The sequence below is a fragment of the Pseudomonas sp. NY15435 genome (assembly GCF_048068295.1).
GTDB lineage: Bacteria > Pseudomonadota > Gammaproteobacteria > Pseudomonadales > Pseudomonadaceae > Pseudomonas.
Genome location: NZ_JBLUQA010000017.1, coordinates 1 through 17726, shown reverse-complemented (window position 1 = coordinate 17726; position 17726 = coordinate 1). Strand labels below are relative to the sequence as shown.

Annotated in this window: 18 protein-coding genes; 8 read left to right on the top strand and 10 right to left on the bottom strand. The window is 65.5% G+C overall.

Annotated elements, in window-relative coordinates:
• The first annotated feature begins 148 nt into the window (after nt 1–148).
• A complete protein-coding gene (locus tag ACNFH5_RS27945; protein ID WP_416751749.1) occupies nt 149–2152 on the top strand; it encodes a peptidase U32 family protein in 2004 nt (667 codons plus the stop codon).
• A 142-nt stretch (nt 2153–2294) separates the two neighbouring features.
• Nucleotides 2295–2696 carry a hypothetical protein gene (locus ACNFH5_RS27940; protein WP_416751747.1) on the top strand — a complete coding sequence of 134 codons (402 nt, stop codon included), beginning with the start codon at nt 2295–2297 and terminating at the stop codon, nt 2694–2696.
• Between the two features lie 124 nt (nt 2697–2820).
• Here ACNFH5_RS27940 and ACNFH5_RS27935 read toward each other — a convergent pair whose 3' ends face one another.
• The gene (locus ACNFH5_RS27935; RefSeq protein WP_416751745.1) at nt 2821–3450 is read right to left on the bottom strand and encodes an FMN-binding negative transcriptional regulator; all 630 of its coding nucleotides are present in this window, start codon (nt 3448–3450) and stop codon (nt 2821–2823) included.
• 214 nt (nt 3451–3664) lie between these two features.
• Between ACNFH5_RS27935 and ACNFH5_RS27930 the strand changes: the two genes are divergently transcribed.
• The 3 genes from ACNFH5_RS27930 to ACNFH5_RS27920 all read left to right on the top strand — a co-directional run bounded on the left by ACNFH5_RS27930 (nt 3665) and on the right by ACNFH5_RS27920 (nt 7254).
• On the top strand, nt 3665–4861 hold the full coding sequence (locus tag ACNFH5_RS27930; RefSeq protein ID WP_416751743.1) for a GGDEF domain-containing protein: 1197 nt from the start codon (nt 3665–3667) through the stop codon (nt 4859–4861).
• 108 nt (nt 4862–4969) lie between these two features.
• Nucleotides 4970–6493, top strand: a complete 1524-nt coding sequence (locus ACNFH5_RS27925; RefSeq protein ID WP_416751741.1) for a diguanylate cyclase — start codon at nt 4970–4972, stop codon at nt 6491–6493.
• Nucleotides 6490–7254: an SIR2 family NAD-dependent protein deacylase gene (locus tag ACNFH5_RS27920; RefSeq protein ID WP_416751739.1), complete on the top strand. Its 765-nt coding sequence runs from the start codon at nt 6490–6492 to the stop codon at nt 7252–7254. The genes ACNFH5_RS27925 and ACNFH5_RS27920 overlap by 4 nt, the downstream gene beginning before the upstream one ends.
• 195 nt (nt 7255–7449) lie before the next feature.
• Here the strand turns inward: ACNFH5_RS27920 and ACNFH5_RS27915 are convergent, their stop codons facing one another.
• Genes ACNFH5_RS27915 through ACNFH5_RS27900 form a run of 4 tightly spaced genes read right to left on the bottom strand, consistent with a single transcriptional unit; the run spans nt 7450 to nt 11621 of the window.
• A complete protein-coding gene (locus ACNFH5_RS27915; RefSeq protein WP_416751737.1) occupies nt 7450–8553 on the bottom strand; it encodes an agmatine deiminase family protein in 1104 nt (367 codons plus the stop codon).
• Nucleotides 8554–8563: 10 nt separating this feature from the next.
• The gene (locus ACNFH5_RS27910) at nt 8564–9661 is read right to left on the bottom strand and encodes a polyamine ABC transporter substrate-binding protein (RefSeq protein WP_416751735.1); all 1098 of its coding nucleotides are present in this window, start codon (nt 9659–9661) and stop codon (nt 8564–8566) included.
• Nucleotides 9662–9663: 2 nt separating this feature from the next.
• Nucleotides 9664–10566 (bottom strand): N-carbamoylputrescine amidase, encoded by a 903-nt coding sequence (aguB, locus tag ACNFH5_RS27905; protein WP_416751734.1) that lies wholly within the window; start codon nt 10564–10566, stop codon nt 9664–9666.
• On the bottom strand, nt 10566–11621 hold the full coding sequence (locus tag ACNFH5_RS27900) for an agmatine deiminase family protein (protein ID WP_416751732.1): 1056 nt from the start codon (nt 11619–11621) through the stop codon (nt 10566–10568). Before ACNFH5_RS27900 ends, aguB begins: the two co-directional genes overlap by 1 nt.
• 133 nt (nt 11622–11754) lie before the next feature.
• Between ACNFH5_RS27900 and ACNFH5_RS27895 the strand changes: the two genes are divergently transcribed.
• On the top strand, nt 11755–12618 hold the full coding sequence (locus ACNFH5_RS27895; RefSeq protein ID WP_416751730.1) for a LysR substrate-binding domain-containing protein: 864 nt from the start codon (nt 11755–11757) through the stop codon (nt 12616–12618).
• Nucleotides 12619–12911: 293 nt separating this feature from the next.
• Here the strand turns inward: ACNFH5_RS27895 and ACNFH5_RS27890 are convergent, their stop codons facing one another.
• Nucleotides 12912–13355, bottom strand: a complete 444-nt coding sequence (locus ACNFH5_RS27890) for a helix-turn-helix domain-containing protein (protein ID WP_416751728.1) — start codon at nt 13353–13355, stop codon at nt 12912–12914.
• Between the two features lie 107 nt (nt 13356–13462).
• Between ACNFH5_RS27890 and ACNFH5_RS27885 the strand changes: the two genes are divergently transcribed.
• Together ACNFH5_RS27885 and ACNFH5_RS27880 are read left to right on the top strand one after the other, a co-directional pair.
• On the top strand, nt 13463–14053 hold the full coding sequence (locus ACNFH5_RS27885) for a flavodoxin family protein (protein ID WP_416751726.1): 591 nt from the start codon (nt 13463–13465) through the stop codon (nt 14051–14053).
• Complete coding sequence (locus ACNFH5_RS27880; RefSeq protein WP_416751725.1) at nt 14050–14274, top strand: DUF2798 domain-containing protein; 225 nt, start codon at nt 14050–14052, stop codon at nt 14272–14274. The genes ACNFH5_RS27885 and ACNFH5_RS27880 overlap by 4 nt, the downstream gene beginning before the upstream one ends.
• Nucleotides 14275–14446: 172 nt before the next feature.
• On the opposite strand, the gene ACNFH5_RS27875 is transcribed toward ACNFH5_RS27880, so the two are convergent.
• From ACNFH5_RS27875 to ACNFH5_RS27860, 4 genes are all read right to left on the bottom strand, one after another.
• Nucleotides 14447–14848 carry a hypothetical protein gene (locus tag ACNFH5_RS27875; protein ID WP_416751723.1) on the bottom strand — a complete coding sequence of 134 codons (402 nt, stop codon included), beginning with the start codon at nt 14846–14848 and terminating at the stop codon, nt 14447–14449.
• A gap of 290 nt (nt 14849–15138) precedes the next feature.
• Nucleotides 15139–16389, bottom strand: coding sequence for an OprD family porin (locus tag ACNFH5_RS27870; protein WP_416751721.1), 1251 nt, complete (start codon nt 16387–16389; stop codon nt 15139–15141).
• Nucleotides 16390–16466: 77 nt separating this feature from the next.
• Nucleotides 16467–17402 carry an electron transfer flavoprotein subunit alpha/FixB family protein gene (locus tag ACNFH5_RS27865; protein WP_416751719.1) on the bottom strand — a complete coding sequence of 312 codons (936 nt, stop codon included), beginning with the start codon at nt 17400–17402 and terminating at the stop codon, nt 16467–16469.
• A partial coding sequence (locus tag ACNFH5_RS27860) for an electron transfer flavoprotein subunit beta/FixA family protein (RefSeq protein WP_416751717.1) occupies nt 17402–17726 on the bottom strand: 325 nt, incomplete at its 5' end. The genes ACNFH5_RS27860 and ACNFH5_RS27865, both read right to left, overlap by 1 nt.

Below are 17726 nucleotides of genomic sequence, written 5' to 3'. Positions count from 1 at the left end.
AACGGCCGCCCCGTTCTATCAGGCCTGCCGTGGCGCACCGTCCGGCACGCCACGGGTGCCGGCGGGGCATTTGGCCGGTACAATGCGCGATTGCCCGTGCCATACCTGAAAAGCACACCTGATAAGCACGCCTGATAAAGAAGAAACCATGTCCTTGCCCAAACACCATCTGGAACTGCTCAGCCCTGCCCGCGATGTGCATATCGCCCGCGAGGCCATCCTGCATGGCGCCGACGCCGTCTACATCGGCGGCCCGAGCTTCGGCGCGCGGCACAATGCCTGCAACGAAGTGAGCGATATCGCCCAGTTGGTGGAGTTCGCCCATCGCTATCACGCGCGGGTGTTCACCACGATCAACACCATCCTCCACGACAATGAGCTGGAGCCGGCCCGCGCGCTAATCCACCAGCTCTACGACGCCGGTGTCGATGCGCTGATCGTGCAGGACCTCGGGATCATGGAGCTGGACATCCCGCCAATCGAGCTGCACGCCAGCACCCAGACCGACATCCGCACCCTGGAGCGGGCGAAGTTCCTCGATCAGGCCGGCTTCTCCCAACTGGTGCTGGCCCGCGAGCTGAACCTTGCGGAAATCCGCGCCATCGCCGACGAGACCGATGCCGCCATCGAATTCTTCATCCACGGCGCGCTGTGCGTGGCCTTCTCCGGCCAGTGCAACATCTCCCACGCCCAGACCGGCCGCAGCGCCAACCGCGGCGACTGCTCCCAGGCGTGCCGCCTGCCCTACACCCTGAAGGATGACCAGGGCCGCGTGGTGGCCTTTGAGAAGCACCTGCTGTCGATGAAGGACAACAACCAGAGCGCCAACCTCAGCGCCCTGGTGGACGCTGGCGTACGCTCCTTCAAGATCGAAGGGCGCTACAAGGACATGGGCTACGTGAAGAACATCACCGCCTATTACCGCCAGCGCCTGGACGGCATTCTCGCCGAGCGCCCGGACCTGGCCCGCGCCTCCAGCGGCCGCACCGACCACTTCTTCGTGCCGGACCCGGACAAGACCTTCCACCGCGGCAGCACCGACTACTTCGTCAGCGACCGCAAGATCGACATTGGCGCCTTCGACTCGCCGACCTTCACCGGCCTGCCGGTGGGCACCGTGGAAAAGGTCGGCAAGCGCGACATGACGGTGGTAACCAAGGACCCGCTTTCCAACGGCGACGGCCTCAACGTGCTGGTGAAGCGCGAAGTGGTCGGCTTCCGCGCCAACATCGCAGAACCCAAGGGCGAATTCGAAGAAGACGGCGAGAAGCGCTACCGCTACCGCGTCGAGCCCAACGAGATGCCGGAAGGCCTCTACCGCCTGCGCCCGAACCATCCGCTGTCGCGCAACCTCGACCACAACTGGCAGCAGGCGCTGCAGAAGACGTCCGCCGAGCGCCGTGTCGGCCTGTCCTGGATCGCCAGGCTGCGTGAAGAGCGCCTGGAACTGACCGCCACCAGCGAGGAAGGCGTCAGCGCCAGCGTCGCCCTGGACGGCCCGTTCGGCGTCGCCAACAAGCCGGAACAGGCGCTGGACCAGTTGCACGACCTGCTCGGCCAGTTGGGCACCACCCAGTACCACGCCGACCAGATCGAGCTGGACGCCCCGCAGGCGTTCTTCATCCCCAATTCCCAGCTCAAATCGCTGCGCCGCGAGGCCATCGAGGCGCTCACCGAAGCCCGCGTACAGGCGCACCCGCGCGGTGGCCGCAAGGCCGAGACCAACCCGCCGCCGGTGTACCCGGAGTCGCACCTGTCGTTCCTGTACAACGTGTACAACGAGAAGGCCCGCGCGTTTTACCACCGCCACGGCGTACAGCTGATCGACGCGGCCTACGAGGCCCACGAGGAAACGGGCGAAGTGCCGGTAATGATCACCAAGCACTGCCTGCGCTTCTCCTTCAACCTGTGCCCGAAACAGGCCAAGGGTGTCACCGGCGTGCGCACCAAGGTGCAGCCGATGCAGCTGATCCACGGCGACGAAGTGCTGACCCTGAAGTTCGACTGCAAGCCGTGCGAGATGCACGTGATCGGCAAGATCAAGGGCCACATCCTCGGCCTGCCGCAGCCAGGCAGCGAGGGCGTGAGCAACATCGTCGGGCAGATCAGCCCGGAAGACCTGCTTAAGACCATTCGCAAGCCGGCTCACTAAGGTTCTTTTGTAGAAGCGAGCTCGCTCGCGAACGAGTTTGCCGGCGGCTCCAGTGCCGCAAGGCTCGCGAGCAAGCTCGCTTCTACAAAGAGCAAGAACAGTCCCCCTGCGCAATTCCCCGATCCCCCGCTATGATCGGGACATGCCCACCACTCTCCCGCTCCGCCAGCAATGCCCGCCCGGCGCCTGCAACTGCCACCGGGAACGCCTGCTGGAAACCCCCAACGCCGACCTGCGCATCCTGCTGCTGACCCGGCACGAGGAACAGCGCCTGCTGGAGCGCCTGGAAAACCTCAAGGACCTGGGTGACCTCCAGCGTCTGCAACAGAAGCTCTACGACCAACTCGGCATCCGCCTGCACATCGCGCCCGGCTTCAATGAAGTGCGCACCATGCGCGGCATCGAGTTCGACTTCGACGAGCAACCCGGCCTGTGCCGCAAGACTCGCCAGGCCATCCCAGCCGCGATCCGCCGAGGGCTGGAGAAGAACCCGGAAATCGCCTGGCGCCTGCTCGACTCCCACGATCTGCTCGGCGGGTTCTGAGCCGTGCCAGGTTTCGGGGAACTCCTGTAGGAGCGAGCTTGCTCGCGAACCGATGCCCCCGGTAGCTCTGCTGCCAAGGCGGTTCGCGAGCAAGCTCGCTCCTACAACTGGCCTGGAGTCCAGGCTATTGCGGAACGTCCTTCGAGCTGACCATGGCCCCGGCCAGCTCGGTGCTGCCGCGCTGCTGCAGCTCGGCGGCAGCGCCCAGCCGATCGCGATCTTCCTTGTTCTGGCTGAGCTTGGACTTGCCGACGATCTCGCTGATTTCCACCTCGATGCCGACGATGTTGGCCAGCATGCCGCTGATGAACTCCGGGGTGGAGTCGCTCATCTTCCACGGTTTTTCCTCGCCGGCCTCGTGGGTGCGGGTCAGGCGGCCGACCACGCCGCGCACGAAGCGCTCCTCATCCATCACCTTCAGGCGTCCGCGTACGTGCACCACCTGGTAGTTCCAGGTCGGCACCTGGCGGTGCGCCTCGTGCTTGCTCGGGTACCAGTTGGGCGAGACGTAGGCGTGCTCGCCACGGAAGATCACCAGCACCTCCTCGCCGTCGGCCTCCTGCCATACCGGGTTGCTGCGGGCCACGTGGGCGCGCAGCAGCGGTTTCTCGCTCGACAGCTCCAGCTCGAACGGCAGGTGGTTGGCGTCCAGCAGACCGTCGTGGCCAGTGACCAGGATGCCCAGGGGGTACTCGCGGATCAGCCGATGCAGCTCGTCCGGGCGGGTTTCCTCGAAATGCGAAGGTACGTACATGAAAAGCCTCGACAACAGGTGATGGCGGTCATCATGCCGCCGCATTGGCACCCAATAAAGATCCATTGGCAACCCTGGCGACAGGACCAATCCGGGGCGAGCGAATATTTGGTACGCCCCATGCATCGCCCCGCTGGACGGCAAGGTGCCGCCACCCTACTCTAGCCCTTGGCCAGCATTCGCCCTGGATGGCAGACACAGGCTCCCACTCTCGATGACCGTACCCGAGTTCCCCGCCGTTCCTCCTCGGCAGCAGTACCAGGGGAGAATTCCGCCACGCCTGCAGGATGCCTACAAGGCGTACGTGGTCCAGCATTACCGGCGCTTCCTGTTGGCGATCAACTTCATTGCCATGGCCGCCTATGATTCCTACGTACTGGCTGATGCCCTGCTGATTCCGGACATGGCCAGGGAATCGCTGTTCCTGCGCACGGGCCTGAGCCTGATAGGCCTGCTCAACATCTTCCTGGTGTTCCGCTTCAGCCGCAGCGTGCTGGTGATGGATATGCTGATGCCGGTGCACGACATCATCTCCACCATCGCCTGGTTCGAGCTGCTCAAGCGCAGCGCCTCGCCCGACGTACCCTTCTTCCTCTATGCCTCAGTGGTGTTCGTGCTGCTCGGCAACCTCGGCGTGCGCTACTCCTTCAAGGGCATCGCGCTGGTCTCGGCGATCATCTCGGCGATCATTCTCTACAACGTCTGGCTGATCCACGACGGTGCGGCCAAGCCACTGCTGATCTTCACCCTGGTCTACCTGCCCATCGCACTGTTCAGCCTGTTCATCAGCTGGACCAACATCAAGGGCGTGCGCCAGGCCTTCCTCGCCGACCTCGAGGAGCGCCGCCAGCGCACGGAGCTCGCTGCCCTCAACCTGCGCCTGCAGGAGCTGGCCGCCACCGATGGCCTCACGGGCGTGGGCAACCGCCGCGCCCTGGACCTGCAGCTCAACGAGAGCTGGCACGGCATGCGTACCAATGGCCGCCCCTTTGCCCTGCTGATGGCCGACATCGACTACTTCAAGCCCTACAACGACCATTACGGCCACCAGGCCGGCGACCGTTGCCTGTGCCAGGTAGCCGAAAGCCTGGTCGGCACCCTGCGCGGCGGGCAGGCCAGCGTCTATCGTTATGGCGGTGAGGAGTTCGCCATCCTGCTGGAGGCTACCAGCGTCGAAGACCTGCGCTGCGTCGCCGAGCGGCTGCGCGAACAGGTGGCGAGGCTGGATATCGAGCACCTCTACCGGCCCGGCAGCCTGCGCCACCTGACCATCAGCCTGGGTGCGGCGATGGCCAACGAGAGCGGGCTGCGGGAACCGCGCGAACTGCTGGCGCGCTGCGACCAGCACCTGTACATCGCCAAGCAAAAAGGTCGAAACCGCGTGCAACTCAGCGGCATGCCTGGCGTCTGACGAACGACACGTAACCCGGCACGCGCGGCCGGCGTCTCCCTGCTCTACTGCCGGGCGATGCCCAGGGCGCGTGGCGACCGCCACAGGGAACGACCCAACGAGGCCAGTGTGAAACGCGACATCCGCCTTGCCATCCTCCTGCTGTCGATCATCAGCCTCGCCGTGGCCGCTGCCACGGCATGGGAGCTGTGGTCGGCCCGCGAGCGCACGCTGGCGGAAACCACCACGCACAACCTCAACCTCACCCAGGCGCTGGACACCTACGTCGAAGGCATCGTCACCCAGAGTTCCATGCTCCTGCTCGGCCTCGCCGAGCGCCTGGAGCACGAAGGCCGCGGCGCTGAACAACTGCAACGCCTCAATGAACTGGTGCAGCGCCAGCAACACCTCCTCGCCCAGCTCAATGGCGTCGGCATCTACGACGCCCAGGGCAACTGGCTGATGACCTCCACCGGGCCCTTCCCGCCAGGCTCCAACAGCGCCGACCGCGCCTATTTCATCCACCACCGCGACAATCCATCGCTGGAGGCGTACATCGGCGGCCCGATCCACAGTCGCTCCACGGGAGTGTGGGTGATCACCGTCAGCCGCCGCTACAACGACGCCCAGGGCAACTTCGCCGGGGTGATAGTCGCCGCCCTCGGTGTGCAGGACTTCCTGCGCCTGTTCGGCAAGATCGACATCGGCAAGACCGGCGCCATCGGCGTGGCCACCAGCAACGGCCAGGTGCTGGTGCGCTATCCGTTCCGCGAGAGCGACATGGGCCGGGTGCTCTCGCGCTCGCCGATCTTCACCCAGTACCTGGAGAGCGCCACGGTCGGCAGCGCCACCTTCGCCTCGTCGCTGGACGGCATCGAGCGCATCTATGCCTTCCGCAAGAACGAGCGCTACCCGCTGGTGACCTCGGTTGCCCTGGGCAAGGATGAAGCCCTCGACGCCTGGGCCGCCGACGCCCTGCGCACGGTAGCCATCGCCTTCGGCCTGCTGATGGTCGTGGTGGTGATCGGCAGCCTGTTGATCCTCGCCATCCAGCGGCGCATCGGCACCGAGCGCCTGTTGCGCGATGCCCGCGAGGACTTGCTCAAGGCCAACCGCCAGCTGGAAGTGCTCGCCTCGCGCGACCCGCTCACGGGGCTTGAGAACCGCCGCAGCTTCGACGACCACCTGATCGCCGAGTTGCGCCGCGCGCATCGCGAGCGCGCGCCGCTGGCGCTGCTGCTGATCGATGTGGACCACTTCAAGCGCTTCAATGACACCTACGGCCACCCGGCCGGCGATGATTGCCTGCGCCGTATCGGCCGCGTACTCGCCGACAGTGTGCGCCGCCCCGCCGACCTTGCCGCGCGCTACGGCGGTGAGGAACTGGCGGTAATCCTGCCCAACACCGGTCCCGACGGTGCCCTGGCCGTGGCCGAGCAGTTCATGCAACGCCTGCAGCAGGCCAACCTCACCCACGCCGGCAGCCCGCTGGGACGCATCACCGCGAGCATCGGCATTGCCACCCTGCCCGGTGGCAACGACAGCAGCCCGCAGGCCCTGATCGAGTCCGCCGACCGCGCGCTGTACCGCGCCAAGGCCGCCGGCCGCAACCGTCTGGAATGCGCACCGACCGTGCAGGAAACCCCGCAATGATCTTCGACTCCACACTGCTCGAAGCACTGCGCAGTGCCCGCCACGTCGTGGTATTCACGGGTGCCGGCGTTTCCGCCGAGAGTGGCATTCCCACCTTCCGCGACCGTCTTACCGGACTGTGGGAACGTTTCGACGCCGCCTCACTGGCCACTGCCGAGGCCTTCCGCGCCGACCCGGCGCTGGTCTGGGGTTGGTATGAATGGCGACGCAGTATCGTCCATCGCGCCCAGCCCAACCCCGCGCACTTGGCCATTGCCGCCCTGGCGGGCAAGGTGCCCAAGCTCACGCTGGTCACCCAGAACGTCGACGACCTCCACGAGCGCGCCGGCAGCCAGGACGTCACCCACCTGCACGGTCAGTTGGAGCGCCCGCGCTGCTTCAAATGCCAGCGCGAACCGGATGCACCGCTACCGGTACCGGACGAGCCGCAAGCCGGGCGCCACGTCACCCCGCCAGCCTGCGTCCATTGCGGCGGCCCGCTGCGCCCCGGCGTAGTGTGGTTCGGCGAAAGCCTGCCGACGGACGCCATCACCCACGCCTTCCAGGCCGCCGAACAGTGCGACCTGCTGATCTCCGTCGGGACATCCGGGGTCGTCTACCCGGCGGCAGAAATTCCCGAGATCGCCTGGCGCCTTCGCGCCACCGTCCTCCACGTCAATCCCGCCCCCGGCCCGCTGCACGGCGAACGTGACTTCGCCCTCGCCAGTGCGGCAGGCACCACACTGCCGACGCTGCTGAGTGCGGCCTTTGCCGAGCGCTGATTCCGCCACCCTGCAGGGCGCATAACCCGGAATGGGTTATGCGCCCTACTTTCTGGCTGGGCTGCACACCGGGTCCACGATGTCATCGACTTCGTAGGAGCGAGCTTGCTCGCGAACCTGATTGACACCGGTGCAATCGGGGAACGCTGTTCGCGAGCAAGCTCGCTCCTGCAAAGAGCCGATCGGGGCGAATCCCTATACCGCCGGCATCTGCAACGTCACGCAGTGAATGCCACCACCGCCGGCGGCGATCGGGTCGATATTCAGCTGCACGATCTCCCGGTCCGGGTACAGTTCGCCGAGCAGAGCATGGCAATGCTCGTCCGCCGCCGCATCGCCGAACTTCGGTGCAATCACTCCGCCATTCACCGGCAGGTAATTGATGTAGCCAGCGGCAAAGTCCGGGTTGTCGCGGTTGTAGGCGCTGGGCTTGGGTTTCATCGGCGGCGGCAGACTGTGCAGTTCGAGCTTGCGCCCATCGGCGTCGGTCGCGGACTTGAGAATCTCCAGGTGCCGGCGAGTGACCTCGTAGTCATAGGAGCGCTTGTCGTTGTCCAGGTTGACCACCACCACGCCCGGCTCGACGAAGCGCGCATAGAAATCCACATGGGCATCGGTGATGTCCTTGCCGCGAATGCCCGGCAGCCAGATCACCTTGCGCAGCCCCAGCATGTGCTTGAGCTCGGCCTCGATACGCGGGCGCGTCCAGCCCGGATTGCGGTTGTCGTTCACCCAGCAACTCTCGGTGAAGATCGCCGTGCCATGGCCGTCCACCTCGATACCGCCGCCCTCCCCGCACAGCTCGCTGACGATGGCTTTCGCCTCCAGCTCCTCGGCGAGCGCCGCCGACACTTCGCGGTCGCGCTCGGCGTGCTGCTTGCCGCCCCAGCCGTTGAAGTTGAAGTCGGCCAGCGCCAGGCCGCCCGGCGCGTCGTTGACCAGGAAGCAGCCGCCGTAGTCGCGCACCCAGATGTCATCCACCGGCACCGGCAGGAAGTCGACGTTCTGCCCACCGCAGGCACGCTTGGCCTCGGCCTGTTGCTCCGGCCGGCAGAGCACCGTCACCGGCTGGAACTCGGCGATGGCGCGGGCCAGCCGCGCCACCGTGGCGTTGACGTCAGGGGCGATGTCTTCCCACACGTCGGCGCTCGCCGCATAGGCAACGAACACCCGCTCCTGCTTGCGGTGCTCGTCGGGCATGTACCAGGGCTTCGCCGCCAGGGCGACGCGGCCCAGGCCGAGCCCGAGGCCCGTCGCCAGCGTCATGCCGGCGCCGAGCAGGTTCCTGCGTGTCATCATCCTCGTCTCCTCAACCGCCAGTGCCAGTCTTGAAGCTGGTCCAGGTGCGCATCCGCGAACGCATGTCACGCTGCGGGATGTCCTTGCCAGGGAACAAGCGCGCGTATGCCTTCTCATCAAGATAGATGTCCGGGTTGTCGCGCATGCTCGCCTCGACCATCGGACGCGCCTTGGCGTTGGACGTCGGGTAGCCGGTGGCGTTGCTGATGGCCGCCATCACGTCCGGGCGCATCAGGTAGTTGATCAGCGCATAGGCATACTCCGGGTGAGGCGCGTCGGCGGGAATGGCCATGGTGTCCATCCATACCGAAGTGCCTTCGCGTGGCACGCGGTACTCGAAGCGCTCCGGCTTCTTAGCCTCGTCAGCGGCACGTTGCGACTGGATCACGTCGCCGCTGTAGCCCAGCGACAGGCAAAGGTCGCCATTGACCAGTTGGGTGACTGGCTGGGACTGGAACTTGCGGATGTATGGACGAATGCCGTTGAGTACCGCCAGGGCCTCGGCCAGGTCCTGCGGCTTGCCGCTGCGCGGGTCGCGGCCCAGGTAGTTGAGCACCACGGCGAGCACTTCGTCCGGCGAGTCGATCATCGAGATGCCGCAGTCGGCGAACTGCTTGGCCAGTTCCGGCTTGAACATCAGGTCGAGGCTGTTCACCGGCGCGCCGGGCATGCGCTGCTCGATCTTCTGCTGATTGAAGGTCAGGCCGATGCTGCCCCAGGTGTAGGGCACCACGGCGTGACGCGAGTACGGGTACTTGGTCTGCAGGCTCTGCAGGCCCGGCTCGATATCGCCCAGGTGCTCCAGCTTGCTCTCGTCAAGCTTCTGCAGGGCGCCGGCGCGCATCAGGCGCTCGGCAACGGTATCACCGGGGAAGATCAGGTCGTAGCCGCTGTGCCCGGCCATCATCTTGGCTTCCAGCGTCTCGCTGCTGTCCATCACGTCGTAGATGACGCGGATGCCGGTTTCCTTGGTGAAGTTCGCCAGCGTGTCGGGGGCGAAGTAATCCGCCCAGTTGAACAGGCGCAGGACCTTCTCCTCGGCCGTGGCCGGTTGCAGGGTGCACGCCAGGGACAACCCCAGCGCGCCGATCAACAGGTGCTTGTTCATGGTCAGACTCCTTGCCAGCGCGGGTGCAGGTGGCGGCCGTCGAGGCCGAGCAGCGGGCCGTACATTTCCGGGCGACGGTCGCGGTAGACGCCCCAGGTCAGGCGCTCTTCGCGAGCCAGTTGCAGGTCCAGCTCCTGCACCAGCATGGCCGCTTCGTTGCGGCCGGCTTCTGCCAGCAGCGCGCCCTTGTGGTCAGTGATGAAGGACGAGCCATAGAAGCGCATGCGCAGCGCGTCATCACTGGGCGCCACTTCCTCACCGATACGGTTGGCTGCCAGCACCGGCAGCAGGTTGGCGGCGGCGTGGCCGCGCTGGGCGGTCTGCCAGTGGTCGCGGGAATCCAGCTGTTCGGCGCCCGGCTCGGAGCCGATGGCGGTGGGGAACAGCAGCATCTCCGCGCCCTGCAGCGCCAGGCAGCGGGCAGTCTCGGGGAACCACTGGTCCCAGCAGATGCCCACGCCGACGCGTCCGACGGCGGTATCCCAGACGCGGAAGCCGGTATCGCCAGGGCTGAAGTATTCCTTTTCCTGGTAGCCGATGGCATTGGGGATGTGCGTCTTGCGGTACACGCCAAGCAGGCTGCCATCAGCGTCGGCCACGGTCAGGGAGTTGAAGTAGGCATTGCCGGCGCGCTCGAACCAGCTGATGGGCAGCACCACGTTGAGCTCTGCCGCCAGGCTGGCGAAGCGCTGCAGCAGCGGGCTGTCGTCGAAGGGCTGGGCCAGCGCCAGATGGCGATGGTCCTGCTCGATGCAGAAATACGGCGTGGCGAACAGCTCGGGCAGCAGGATCAGCTTGGCACCCGCTGCCGCCGCCGCGCGCACGTGGCGCTCGGCTTCGGCGAGGTTGCGCGGCAGATCCCAGCTGCAGGAAAACTGCAGGACAGCAACGGTCAACTTGCTCATCACAGGCCTCCGAGCGGCCAGGCCGGCTGCTGCTGGGTGATGCAGTGCACACCGCCACCGCCGTGGGCCAGGTTGTTGATGCGCACCGGCACCACTTCGCGGCCGGGGAAGGCTCGGGCCAGCACCGCCGCGGCTTCATCGTCGGCGGCAATACCGTAGGCCGGCATGATCACTGCGCCATTGGCCAGGTAGAAGTTGGTGTAGGACGCGCAGAAGACTTCGGCCTCCGGGTCCACCGCCGCGCTGGCTTCGAACAGTTCGATCAGCTCGAAGGAGCGGCCCTTGGCATCGGTGGCCAGCTCCAGCGCGCGACGGTTTTCCTTCGCGACCTGGGCGTAGACGCTGGAGCTGTCGTGGGTCGCATCCACCAGCAGCACGCCGGGACGGGCGAAGGCACACACGCCGTCGACGTGGCCGTCGGTCATGTCGCCGGTGACATATTGCGGGTCGCCCGGCAGCCAGATGGTCTTGGTTACCCCCAACAGGCGGCTGAAGATTTCCTCCATCTCGCGCTTGCTCACGCCGGGGTTGCGGTTGGGGTTGAGCAGCACCGACTCGGTGGTGATCAGCGTGCCCTCGCCGTCCACATGGATCGCCCCGCCCTCATTGGACAGCGGCGTACCGAAGCAGTCGAGCCCGAGGCTGTTAAGAATGCGCCGGCCCAGGCCTTCGTCCAGAGTGTGCTCGGACTTGCCGCCCCAGGCATTGAAGCGCCAGCTCACGCCGGCCACGCCAAACTGCGGATGGCAGACGAAGGTCGGCCCGGAATCACGGCACCAGCTGTCGTCGATGGGCAGCGGCACCAGCTCGACATTCGGCCCGCAAAGTTCGGCGGCGCGCGCCACGGCGGACGGGTCCACCACCAGCTTCACCGGCTCGAAACGGGCGATGGCATTGGCGACGCGGGCAAAGTCTTCCTGCACCTGCTCCAGCGTGACGCGCCAGCCGCCCTCCCAGAGCGGACGGTTGTGCGGGAAAGCCATCCAGGTCGCCGCGTGGTTGACCCATTCGGCAGGCATGCGCCAGCCGTTCTGCATGTCGTCGTTGCGATGCATACTCAAGCCTTTGGTAAGGAATTTTTATCGGAAGGAAAGGGTTCAGCGGCGCCTGATGACAATGCTAGGCCTGTAAAAACGTCACAACAAACGATAGATTTTGCGTAAATCTGATTAGACGAACTTATCGATCATGCTCAAACACTGGCCACCCCTGAACGCCCTGCGCGGCTTCGAAGCCGCCGCGCGCCTGGGCAGCTTTCACAAGGCAGCCGAGGAGTTGCACCTCACCCAGTCGGCCATCAGCCAGCAGATCCGCAGCCTGGAAAGCTTCGTCGAGCAGCCGCTGTTCTATCGTTCCGGGCGCAAGGTAGCGCTCACCGACGCTGGCGCCGACCTGCTCAGCACCACGCAATCCATGCTGCAGCAACTGGCCGTGGGCATCCGTCGCCTGGACCAGTACCGCAAGCCCAACCAACTGGTGGTCAACACCACCCCGGCCTTCGCCCGCCACTGGCTGGTGCCGCGCCTGGGCGACTTCCACGCGCGTCACCCGCAGATCGACCTCTGGCTGCTGACCACCGACGAAACTCCGGACATGGCCAGCCAGACCATCGACATCGCTGTGCGCGACGACCTCACTGCCCAGGCCGAGTGCCGCTTCCGCGTGCTGCTGGAGGATCGTCTCTATCCAGCTTGCCACCCCGCGCTGCTGCAGCAGCCGGAACCGGCACGCACCACCCTGCACGGCGAACGGGAAATGGACTGGGCGCACTGGCAACTGCAGGGCGGCGCGGACGTTGGCCAGCGCAGCGAAGGGCTGAACTTCTCCGATCCCGGCCTGCTGCTGGATGCCGCCAGCCAGGGGCTGGGCGTTGCACTGGTGAGCCAGCTGCTGGCCGGCGATGCACGGCAGAATGGCCTGCTGACGCCCCTCAGCGAGCAGACCGTGCGAGGGCCGAACTGGTCCCTGCTGGTACATCAGCAGAGCGAGCGGAATGCGCAGGCGCTGGGATTCTGCGAGTGGCTCTCGGCCACGCTGGAATTCCCCCTGTAGGAGCGAGCTTGCTCGCGAACCGCCCAACGTTGATGTAACCGGCCGACACTGTTCGCGAGCAAGCTCGCTCCTACAAGAACGCCCCTATCTCGAAGCGCGGGCGAGTTGGTCGCTGCGGGGGCATCAGCAACGCGGGCGCGATGGTCGGGCGTCAAGGTTCTGCGGGCAGCCCCCAGTCACACTGCCCCTGTAGGAGCGAGCTTGCTCGCGAACCGCCCAGCGTCGATCTAACCGGCCGACACTGTTCGCGAGCAAGCTCGCCCCTACAAAAGCTGGGCCAGCCGATCACGCCATCATCCCGCGATACCGCCCTCGCCCCTCCTCAACCGACCCCGCGCCTTCTTCCCCTCCAGCGCACTCTTCGCCGCAGCCCTCACCAATCGCTGGAAGGTCGGGCACTCGGCGTGGCTGGGCGCCGGGCAGGCTGCCGCATGGCGCAATCCCCGGCTCATCGCCCGCAGGCGCCTGATCGTGGCGTCCAGCTCGTCCGCCTTGGCCGCCAGCATCTGCCGGTCGATATTCGTCCCGCCGTCGCCAGCGAACATCGAGCGGATATCCTCCAGGCTGAACCCTGCCGACTGCCCCAGGGTGATCAGTGCCAGTTGGTCGAGAATCTGCGGGGCGAACTGGCGGCGCGCGCCGGGCTTGGCGAGCGAAACAATCAGTCCCTTCTCCTCGTAGAAACGCAGGGTCGATGCCGGCACGCCGGAGCGCCTGGCCACGTCAGCGATATCCATGGAACACCTCTTGACCTCAAGTTCGCTTGAACTTGTAGGTTCACGCCAAAGCCCTTCACGGTCAACCGGATGCGGCTTTGACCTTGCGTGAGAAACAGGAGAACTCCATGAAAAGCATCGCCATCGTCTACCACAGCGCCAACGGCCGCACCGAACGTATCGCCCAGACCATCGCCAACGGCGCTCGCCGGGTGCCCGGCTGCGATGTGCAGCTGCTCCAGGCCCAGGCGTTGATCGAACGGCCACAGGCACTGCTCGCCTTCCACGGCCTGATTCTCGGCTCACCCACCTACCTGGGCGGCGTTTCGGCGCCGCTGAAAGCCCTGATGGACAGCACCGGCCCATTGTGGCGCCAGCAGAAGCTGCACGGCCGACTTGCCGCGGGCTTCACCGTCTCGGCGCTGCCGGCAGGCGACAAGCAGTCCACGCTGATCTCGCTGTTCACCTTCTGCATGCAGCACGGGATGCTCTGGGCCGGCAACCCGATCCTCCCCGAACAGCACCTGGGCGTGCCCTACGACGAAGCCGCCAACCGCCTCGGCTCCTGGTCCGGGCTGATGGCCCAGGCAGACAAGACCTCCCCGGACTTCTGCTCCGGCGACCTGAAGACCGCGCTTGTGTTCGGCCAGCATTTCGCCGAAACCCTCAGGCGCCTTCAGCAGCCACAGCTCGAGCCCGCGCAGGAGGCCCACGCATGATCCCGCGCCGCTACGCTCCGCTATTGTTCGCGCTGATTCTGTCCGGCGTGATGACCTTGCTGGTCTCCGGCCTTTCCACCGGGCGTGCCATCGGCCTGGTGCCGGACTTCGTCCAGCTATGGCTCGGCGCCTGGCTCACCAGCTGGAGCATCGGCTTCCCGCTGGTGCTGGTCATCGCCCCGCTCACTCGCCGCCTCGTCGAGAAGCTGACTCAGGCGTAGGAGCGGAATCCCTCCGCCATCGGCTGATCCACGCGCCAAACTCATCCACGGAGCGGCCGATAGGACATCGCGGACGGAGTCCGCTCCTACGAAACCTGATACCTGGGTAGGAGCGGACTCCGTCCGCGATCGCCATCCGCCCGCAGTGGTCCAGGCAGGAATCCCCGCCGACTTACTGCCGAATCCCGTCGGTGAACCGGCAGAAGCCGTCACGCACCGCGCTTTCGGTGGTGTACATGCCACCCAGGGTGACGAAGACATAGCTTACCTTGGAGCCGGAGCCTGACTTTTCCACCACGACGTTCAGCGGTGCGTTTCGGCTGCTCAGGATTACGCCCTGGTAGGCGGAGATGGTGCCGCTCTTCTCGTCGGCGTTCTGGATGGTGAAACCTTCCTTCACCAGCGTCTTCTGTGCCCGGTCGAAGACCTTGGACACAGGCATGTCCAGCTGGACATTGGACGTGAAGGTCTTGCCGGCGATGAAGCCGCCTTCGGTGTTGAAGTTGTCTTCGCACTGGTTGCCGGTCTTCTGGTGCGCACAGCCCTGCAACAGGGCGGCAGCGAGCAGAATCATCGTGACTCGTCGCATCATCGTTCCTTGATCTCGTGGGGCCGCCATCCCTGCGGGTCTACAGCGGCGAAGGGGTTTTATAAGCCGAGGGCACAGGCCCTGACCAGACTTTTCCTCGCCCGATGAGACAGCCAGCACGTAGGAAATGTCTCCTCACTCGCTCAAGCACGGGCTTTCGCGCCGTTCGTCCCAGGAACCTGCTGACATGGGTTCCTGCCCGGTTATCCAATCGCCCGACAGCCTTGCAGCGAAGCCTCCCCAGGCGCCATGCACCGGGAAGGCTTCCTCTCCCTTTACCAGATCGGCAAGGTGTAGCTGACGATGAAGCGGGTCTCGTCCATGTCGTTGCCGAAGCTGCTGCGGAAGGTGCTGTTGCGCAGCTTGAAGCCGACGTTCTTCATCGGGCCGCTCTGCACCACGTAGCCAACGTCGGTGTCGCGCTCCCATTCCTTGCCGTCGCCCTGGCCATTGAGCAGGTCGATGTTGTCGCCGCGCAGGTAGCGGGTCATCAGGCTCAGGCCGGGCAGCCCATAGGAGGCGAAGTTGAAGTCGTAGCGCAGTTGCCAGGAGCGTTCGTCCTTGTTGGCGAAGTCGCCGATCTGCACGTAGTTGACCAGGTACGGGTCGGTGCCGGACAGGTAGGCGAAGCCGGTGTCGCCGGACATGCGCTGCAGGCCAAGGCCGAACGCCTGGTTGCCCAGCTTGTAGGTGAACATGGCGTTGAGCGCACGGTTGTCGACGTTGCTGCCGCCATCGTCGGTGGAGCGTGCCCAGCGGATGTCGGACTTCAGCGACTGGCCCTCGGCAATCGGCAGCGTGTGCACCAGGCTCACGTAGTGCTGGCGATAGAGGTCTTCCAGGTTCGCGTAGTGGTAGCTGGTGCTCAGCTGGCTGTTCCAGCGGTAGGTGCCGCCGGCGATGTTGAAGCGATCGCTGGTGAGGTGGCTGCCGGCGACGATGTTGCGCTTGTTGCCGCGGGTCATCGACAGGTCTTCGTTGTTGGACGAATCGCGCTGCTTCACCTCGCGCAGCTGGCCGAGCTGCAGGTCGAGGTCGTCGAGCTCCTTGGACTCCACCAGCGCGCCCTGGAAGGTCTGCGGCAGCAGGCGGGTGTCGTTGTACTGCACCACCGGCAGCTTGGGCAGCAGCGTGCCGACCTTCAGCGTGCTCTTGGACACGCGCAGCTTGGCGGTCAGGCCGAGGTCGCTGTAGTCGTCGGCGGCGCGCTTGTCGCTGGCCGAGTACGGCAGCAGGCCGGAACCGGAACGATCCGGGCTGGAGTCCAGCTTCAGGCCCAGCAGGCCGAGGGCATCGACGCCCACGCCAACGGTGCCGTCGGTGTAGCCCGATTCATAGCGCAGCAGGAAGCCCTGCGCCCACTCTTCGGATTTCGACTGGGCGGCGCCGCTCTGGCGGTAGTCGCGGTTGAAGTAGAAGTTGCGTGCTTCAATGCTGGCCTTGCTGTCGGCGAGGAAATCCGCGTGGGCGAACGAGGGCAGCAGCGCCAGTCCGGAGACCAGCACAGGGGTACGACGATTTTTCATTGTTCTTGTTTCTTTCTACTGGGGTGTTGGCAAAACGCCGGGCCGATGAGGCAGGCCCGGCCAGGGGAAGAACTGGGTCAGAGAGTCTTTTCCAGCTCCGGTACGGCTTCGAACAGATCGCCAACCAGACCGTAGTCGGCGACCTGGAAGATCGGCGCCTCTTCGTCCTTGTTGATCGCCACGATCACTTTCGAATCCTTCATGCCCGCCAGGTGCTGGATGGCGCCGGAGATACCGACGGCCACGTACAGCTGCGGAGCGACGATCTTGCCGGTCTGGCCGACCTGCATGTCGTTCGGCACGAAGCCGGCGTCAACGGCAGCGCGGGAAGCGCCGACGGCAGCGCCCAGCTTGTCAGCCAGGGAATAGAGGATGCTGAAGTTGTCGCCATTGCCCATGCCACGGCCGCCGGAAACGACGATCTTGGCAGCGGTCAGTTCCGGACGGTCGGACTTGGCCAGTTCTTCACCGACAAAGGCGGACTTGCCGGCATCGGCCGGGCCGGAAACGGCTTCAACAGCGGCGGAACCACCTTCGGCAGCGACGGCGTCGAAGCCGGTGCCACGCACGGTGATCACTTTCACGGCAGCCGAGGACTGCACGGTAGCGATGGCGTTACCGGCGTAGATCGGGCGCTTGAAGGTGTCGGCGCTGACCACTTCGATGATCTCGGAGATCTGGTCGACGTCCAGCAGGGCGGCAACGCGCGGCAGGAAGTTCTTGCCGTTGGTGGTGGCGGCGGCCAGCACGTGGCCGAACCCACTTTCTTTCACGACAGCGGCGATCAGCGGAGCCACATTCTCCGGCAGTTGGTGAGCGTAGGCAGCGTTATCGGCGACCAGCACCTTGGCCACACCAGCGATCCTGGCAGCGGCTTCGGCTACGCCACCGACGTTCTGGCCAGCGACCAGGACAGCGATGTCACCGCCGATCTTTTGCGCGGCAGCGACGGTATTCAGCGTCGCGGCGCTGAGCGCACCATTGGAATGTTCTGCAACAACCAGCACAGTCATCAGACCACCTTCGCTTCGTTCTTCAGTTTCTCGACCAGTTCAGCCACCGACTTCACCTTGACGCCGGCGCTACGTGCGGCGGGCGCTTCCACCTTGAGGGTCTTCACGGTTGAGGCCGTGGAGATGCCCAGCGCGTCAGGGGGAAGGAATTCCAGCGGCTTCTTCTTCGCCTTCATGATGTTGGGCAGCGACGCGTAGCGCGGCTCGTTCAGACGCAGGTCGGTGGTGACGATTGCCGGCAGGTTCAGGGCAACGGTCTGCAGGCCGCCGTCGATTTCACGGGTGACGTTGACCTTGTCGCCAGCAACTTCGACCTTGGAGGCG